Origin of the sequence: Nocardiopsis ganjiahuensis DSM 45031, from assembly GCF_000341085.1 — a bacterium.
In the GTDB taxonomy this organism is placed as follows: Bacteria; Actinomycetota; Actinomycetes; order Streptosporangiales; family Streptosporangiaceae; genus Nocardiopsis; species Nocardiopsis ganjiahuensis.
The window spans coordinates 210,120-216,478 of sequence record NZ_ANBA01000003.1; the positions used below are offsets into that span (position 1 = coordinate 210,120).

Annotated in this window: 6 protein-coding genes; 3 read left to right on the top strand and 3 right to left on the bottom strand. The window is 71.1% G+C overall.

Going from position 1 to position 6,359, the window contains the following annotated elements; all coding sequences use genetic code 11:
• The first annotated feature begins 103 nt into the window (after positions 1 to 103).
• Entirely contained in the window at positions 104 to 1,117 is a 1,014-nt protein-coding gene (locus D458_RS0104755) for an Lrp/AsnC family transcriptional regulator (protein ID WP_017585581.1), read from the top strand.
• Between the two features lie 29 nt (positions 1,118 to 1,146).
• On the opposite strand, the gene D458_RS0104760 is transcribed toward D458_RS0104755, so the two are convergent.
• Entirely contained in the window at positions 1,147 to 1,614 is a 468-nt protein-coding gene (locus tag D458_RS0104760; protein ID WP_017585582.1) for a protein-tyrosine phosphatase family protein, read from the bottom strand.
• Positions 1,615 to 1,713: 99 nt separating this feature from the next.
• On the opposite strand from D458_RS0104760, the gene argS reads away from it, so the two are divergent.
• Positions 1,714 to 3,459: an arginine--tRNA ligase gene (argS, locus tag D458_RS0104765; RefSeq protein ID WP_017585583.1), complete on the top strand. Its 1,746-nt coding sequence runs from the start codon at positions 1,714 to 1,716 to the stop codon at positions 3,457 to 3,459.
• A gap of 306 nt (positions 3,460 to 3,765) precedes the next feature.
• Complete coding sequence (locus tag D458_RS0104770) at positions 3,766 to 4,371, top strand: YceI family protein (RefSeq protein WP_017585584.1); 606 nt, start codon at positions 3,766 to 3,768, stop codon at positions 4,369 to 4,371.
• A 42-nt stretch (positions 4,372 to 4,413) separates the two neighbouring features.
• Here D458_RS0104770 and D458_RS0104775 read toward each other — a convergent pair whose 3' ends face one another.
• Positions 4,414 to 5,325 (bottom strand): ribokinase, encoded by a 912-nt coding sequence (locus D458_RS0104775; protein WP_040702178.1) that lies wholly within the window; start codon positions 5,323 to 5,325, stop codon positions 4,414 to 4,416.
• Between the two features lie 8 nt (positions 5,326 to 5,333).
• A complete protein-coding gene (locus D458_RS0104780) occupies positions 5,334 to 6,158 on the bottom strand; it encodes an exodeoxyribonuclease III (RefSeq protein WP_193374594.1) in 825 nt (274 codons plus the stop codon).
• Between the last annotated feature and the right edge of the window lie 201 nt (positions 6,159 to 6,359).

The window sequence follows — 6,359 nt, forward strand, 5'->3', positions numbered from 1 at the left end:
TCGGAATGATGTTTCTTGTCAATATCCAGCTAGACATCGCTTGGTTAAGTCAAAAATCGATCCCTCTTTAGCACCTATGCTCTTGTGTGTGGGAGTACAGAAGATGGACGCACTCGACCTCGACCTGGTCGCGGCCCTGCAGTACGCCCCCAGGGCGCCGATCAGCGCACTCGCGGAGGTGCTCGGGAGTTCACCGAGCACGGCGGGGCGCCGCCTCCAGCGGTTGCAGGCGCAGCGTCTGCTGCGTGTCGTGGGGCAGCTCGACTGGTCGCTCGTCTCCGACACGCACCCGCGCCACGTGTGGCTGCACGCCGTCCCCGGGCGGTCCGTGGAAGTGGCCCGGCAGCTCTCCCACGAGCCCGAGATCCAGCTCGTGGCCGTGAGCAGCGGCAGGGCCGACGTCTACTGCGTCGCGCACCCGACCAGCCGAAGACGGGCCGTCGAGTTGCTCACCGACGGGATCCCGTCGGTGGAGGGCGTCCGATCGACCCAGTCCGACCTGGTGCTTCAACCGGTCACCCGGGCTGACGCCTGGGCCCTGGACCGGCTGCCCGCCGAACGGCTGGAGGCGCTGCTACCGCACCGGATCCACGTGCCCGAGACACGCACGGGGGCCGCGGGAGGGTTGAGCGCCGACGAGACGGGTGTGGTGCGCCTCTTGCACGCTGACGCGCGCATCGGCTCCGGCGACGTGGCCCGGGAGGTGGGCGTGAGCCAGTCCACCGCCTACCGGCTCGTGCAGTCGCTGCTGGAGCGCGGCCTGGTGCGCCCGAGGGTGGAGGTGGAGCCGGAGCAGCTGGGGATGCGCCTGGAGGTGGTCCTGTCCCTGACGGTGCGCCCGGGGTCGATCCCCCTGGTGGCCGACCGGCTGGCGGCGCACCCCTCGGCGCGTTACGTCTCGGTGGTGGCGGGGGACGTGTCGGTGATCCACCACGGGGCCTTCGAGGACGAGCACGCGCTGGGCCGCTTCATCACCGAGGACCTGGCGGGCATGCCGGGGGTGACGGACGTGCGCTCGTCGGTACTGCTGGACGTGCTGCGCCGCTACTGGATCGAGCGCGACGAGGGGCTGCTGGGCGACGCCCGGCTCCCGTTCCCGAAGGACTCCCCCGGCTGAGCGGTGCGATCGGCCCGGGAGGTGCGCCCTCACCCCGCGAAGTGTCGGACGTAGCCTTCCTGTCGTGGCGTCTCCACAGCGTGGGAGGAGTAGTGCTCGCGCACGTAGGCCACGGCATCCTCGGCGGGGACGCCGTCCAGGACCGCCAGGCAGGACAGCGCGGTCCCGGTGCGGCCGCGTCCGCCCAGGCAGGCCAGTTCCACCCGTTCCTCCCCGGAGCGCTCCAGGGCCTCGCGGAACCGGACCAGGGCATCGGCGTCGTCGGCGGGCAGTCCGAAGTCCGCCCAGCGCACCCAGCGGTTCGTCCAGGTGAACGTGGGCGGCTCGTGGTCGAGGAGGTAGAGCCCGAAATCGGGCACCGGCCCCTCCGGCAGCGGGTAGCCCAGGCCACGGCCGCGGACGAGCCTCCCCGAGGGCAGTCTCAGCACTCCGGGGGCCCCGGGGTCCCACAGGCCGCTCGCCGGGTCGGGTGTCGGGTCGGGTGTCGGATCGCTCACCGGACGAGCGTATCCAGCCGTGCGGGCCCCCGGAAGGGGCCCGTGTGACCTGGTTGGCACCTGGCGGGAAGAGCACGGCCGGTCGGTAGGCTTAGGGGCATGGCCGACCCGCAGGAAGTACTCTCGCGACGGGTCCAGTCCGCTCTCGGCGCCGCCTTCGGTCCCGAGTTCGCCGACACCGACCCCGTCATCCGCCCGTCCCAGTTCGCTGACTACCAGGCGAACGCCGCACTCGCGCTCGCCAAGCGCCTGGGCCGAAAGCCCCGCGAGGTCTCCGCGGCGATCATGGAGCACCTCGACGTGTCCGACGTCTGCCGCGACGTCGAGGTCAGCGGGCCGGGCTTCATCAACCTCACGCTCCGCGAGGACTGGATCGCCGACCAGACCCGCCGGCTCCTCGACGACCCCCGAGCGGGTGTGCCGCTCCAGGAGCGCCAGAACATCCCGCTCGACTACTCCGCGCCCAACGTGGCCAAGGAGATGCACGTCGGGCACCTGCGCACCACGGTGGTCGGCGACTCCCTGGCCCGGACCCTGGAGTTCCTGGGCCACAACGTCATCCGGCAGAACCACATCGGCGACTGGGGCACCCCCTTCGGCATGCTCATCGAGCACCTGCTGGAGATCGGTGAGGAGTCCGACGAGGCCGACCTCCTGACGACCGACCCCAACGCCTTCTACCAGGCGGCCCGGACCAAGTTCGACTCCTCCGGCGAGTCCCCGGACGACTTCTCCGCCCGGGCGCGCCGCCGGGTGGTCGCCCTCCAGAGCGGTGACGAGGAGACGCTGCGCCTGTGGCGCAAGCTCGTCGGCCTGTCCAAGGTCTACTTCAACAAGGTCTACTCCCGGCTGGGGGTCACCCTCACCGACGACGACCTCGCCGGTGAGAGCAGCTACAACGCGATGCTCGCCGACGTGTGCGACGAGCTCGAGGCCAAGGGCATCGCCGAGGTCAGCGACGGCGCGCTGTGCGTGTTCCTGGACGGTTTCATCGGCCGCGAGGACAAGCCGGTGCCGCTGATCATCCGCAAGAGCGACGGCGGCTACGGCTACGCCACCACGGACCTGGCCACCGTCCGCTACCGGGTGGACGACCTCAAGGCCGACCGCGTCCTGTACGTGGTCGGCGCTCCGCAGGCCATGCACTTCAAGATGATCTGGGCCACCGCCCGCAAGGCCGGGTGGCTCCCGGACGGCGTCGAGACCACGCACGTGCAGATCGGCAACGTGCTGGGCCCGGACGGCAAGATCCTGCGGACCCGCAGCGGCGCGCCGGTCCGGCTCATGCAGCTGCTGGACGAGGCGGTCGAGCGGGCCGCGGCCGTGGTCGCGGAGAACCGTCCCGACCTGGACGCGGAGAGCCAGGCGTCGATCGCCCACAAGGTCGGCATCGGCGCGGTGAAGTACGCGGACCTGTCGGTCTCGCACGACACCGAGTACGTGTTCGACTTCGACCGCATGCTGGCGCTGACCGGCAACACCGGCCCGTACCTGCAGTACGCGCAGGCCCGGATCCGCTCCATCTTCCGCAAGGGCGGGGTGGACCCGCAGGCGATCGACGGTCGGATCACCGTGTCCGAGGGCGCCGAGCGCGACCTCGCGCTCAAGCTGCTGGGCTTCGGTGCCGTGGTGGAGCAGGTCGGCGACTTCCTCCAGCCGCACCGCCTGTCCGGGTACCTGTTCGAGCTGGCGCAGGCCCTCACCGTGTTCTACGAGCACTGCCCGGTGCTGACCGCGGAGACCGACGCCGAGCGCGAGTCGCGGCTGGCGCTGGTGTCCGTGGCGCTGCGCGTCCTGGTCCAGGGACTGGACCTGCTCGGCGTGGAGTCGCCCGAGTACATGTAACGAGCACACGCAGAAGGAGGGTCGGGGCCGCGCGCCCCGGCCCTCCTTCCGTGTGTCGGGTCCCGTGTGGCCGAGACCTCGGACACCTGTGGCCGGAACCGCCCCGGACGGGGGCCGCCACAGCTCTCCGGGACACCCCCCGCAAGAGGCGATCCGGCTGGTCCGAGGTGGTTCCGACGGCTTCCCGAAAACGCCGAGTCGAATGTCTCTCCGCAGGTCAGGCCGGAACCCGGGGTCCTGGTCAGGCGTCAGACCTAAAGTATGTGGACGAATGCCTCATATGAGACATAAAGGGAGCTATCGCCTATGACATCCATCCCCGCGGAGTTCGGCCCGGGCCCCGGCACCTGGCACCTCGACCCGCTGCACTCCAGCCTGATCTTCGTCGCCCACTACCTGCGCTTCGGCCGGGTCCAGGGCACCTTCGGCCAGGCCGAGGGACAGGTCTACGTGGCGGACGACCCCACGCGGTCCTCGGTGGAGGTCGTGATCGACTCGACCAGCCTCAACACCGGTGTCGGCGCGCGCGACGCGCACCTGCGCTCCCCCGACTTCCTGGACGTGGAGCGCCACCCGGAGATCCGCTTCACCTCCACCGGGATCGAGGCGACCAGACGCCAGAACTCCTTCCGGCTGCACGGCGACCTCGAACTGCACGGCACGAGGGTCCCCGTCACCCTGAACTCGGAGTGGGTGGGCGACGCCCCCGACTACGGCTCCCCCGACGACACCCACGGGCACTTCTTCTCCGCCACAACCCAGATCAGGCTGTCCGACTTCGGGGTCGGCGACGGCGGTCCGGTCCCCTGGGGCGGCCGGATGGTCGGCGACACCGTCGACATCGTGCTGGAGGTCCGCCTGCAGGACCAGGACCCCGCGCCGTTCCTCAAACAGATCGGGCACACGCCCTGACCACGGGGGCCAGGGCGTGCGCCCGGTCCGGAAGATCCCGGCTCAGCCCCTGAGCAGGGCCTCCACCTCGTCCCGCGAGGCCATCGACGAGCTGGCTCCGTGCCGTCCCACGGAGATCGCGGCCGCGGCCGCTGCGAACTCCATCGCCTCCCGCGGCGTTCGGCCCTCCACACGGGCCACCGCGAAGGAACCGCAGAACGTGTCCCCGGCGGCCGTGGTGTCCACCGCCTTCACGCGACGCGCCGGAACGTGCACCGGCTCCTCGCCCCGGCGCCCGTGCAGGGAACCGTCCTCGCCCAGTGTCAGCAGCACCTCGGGCACCCTCTCCAGCAGCGCCGCCAGGGCGGCGCGCGGTTCGGTGTGCCCGGTGATCGCCGCGGCCTCGTGCTGGTTCGGGACCAGGACGTCCACGTTCTCCAGCAGCTCGTCGGGGAGCTCCCGGGCGGGTGCGGGGGTCAGGTGGACCGGCACACCCATCTCACGGCCGAGCCGGGCCCCGGCCACCACAGCGCCCATGGGGAGTTCGAGCTGGAGCAGCAGGGCGTCGGAGCCCGCCACCAGGGCGCGGTCGGCCTCGGGGACCCCGGCGACCTGGCCGTTGGCACCGGGCACCACGATGATGCGGTTGCCGCCGTCGCCCTCCACGACGATGTGCGCGATCCCGGAGACCCCGGGCACGGTGTGCAGGCCGGTGGCGTCGATCCCGTCCGCCTCCAGGTTGGCGCGCAGCTGCTGCCCGAAGGCGTCGTCTCCGACGGCGCCGAGGAAGGCCACTCGGGCGCCGGCCCGCGCGGCCGCCACGGCCTGGTTGGCACCCTTGCCGCCGGGAACCTGGCGGAAGTCGGAGCCGGTGACGGTCTCACCGCCGCCGGGCATCCGGTCCACGTAGGCGACCAGGTCCATGTTGACGCTGCCCAGAACCGCCACACGCGGCTGGTTCGGCCAGGAACCCATGTCGGAACTCACTTCTTCTCCCTGTCGACCGGCTGGCTGTCGGCACCGTCGAGGGCGACGATGACCGGGGCGTGGTCGGAGGCGCCCTTGCCCTTGCGCTCCTCGCGGTCGATGCTCGCGCCGGTCACCCGCGCCCGGAGGGCGGGCGAGGCCAGCACGAAGTCGATGCGCATGCCCCTGCGCTTGGGGAAGGCCAGTCCCTTGTAGTCCCAGTAGGTGTACACGCCGGGGCCGGGGGTGTGCTCGCGCACGACCTCGGCGAAGCCCGCGTCGACCAGCTTGGCGAAGGCGTCCCGCTCGGGATCGGTGATGTGGGTGAGCCCCTCGAAGGCGGCCATGTCCCACACGTCGTCGTCCTGGGGGGCGATGTTGAAGTCGCCGACGTAGGCGATCTGCGCCTCGGGGTCCTCGGCCAGGCGTGCGGCGCCCGCCTCGCGCAGGGCCTCCAGCCAGCGGAGCTTGTAGGCGTAGTGGGGGTGGTCGACCTCGCGGCCGTTGGGCACGTACAGGCTCCACACCTGGACGCCGCCGCAGGTGGCGGCGATGGCGCGGGCTTCGCGCTCCTCGGGTTCGCCGTAGCCGGGTTGTCCGGGGAAGCCGATCCGGACGTCCTCCAGGCCCACACGCGAGGCGATCGCGACCCCGTTCCACTGGGAGAGGCCGTGGTGGGCCACCTCGTACCCGCGGTCGGTGAAGACCGACCCGGGGAACTGGTGGTCGCGGGCCTTGGTCTCCTGGATGGCGAGGACGTCGATGTCGCTCCGGTCCAGCCAGTCGCCGATCCGTTCGGCCCTGGCACGGGCACTGTTCACATTCCATGTCGCGATACGCACAGCCAAAGGCTATCCAGTTTTCTTGGTGATCCCTGCTCTTCCTCGGTTCCGCTGCGGGTGGCCTGGGTGCGCTGACCGCTGGGTTTGACTGAAACCCCTGCCTTGTCGCTCCCTCGTGCCATGATTTCGAATCATGTCCACCCCTTCCCGGCCCACGGCCGACCTCTGGCCGGGGCGGGCGGCCACCCCGGCCGCCGGCCC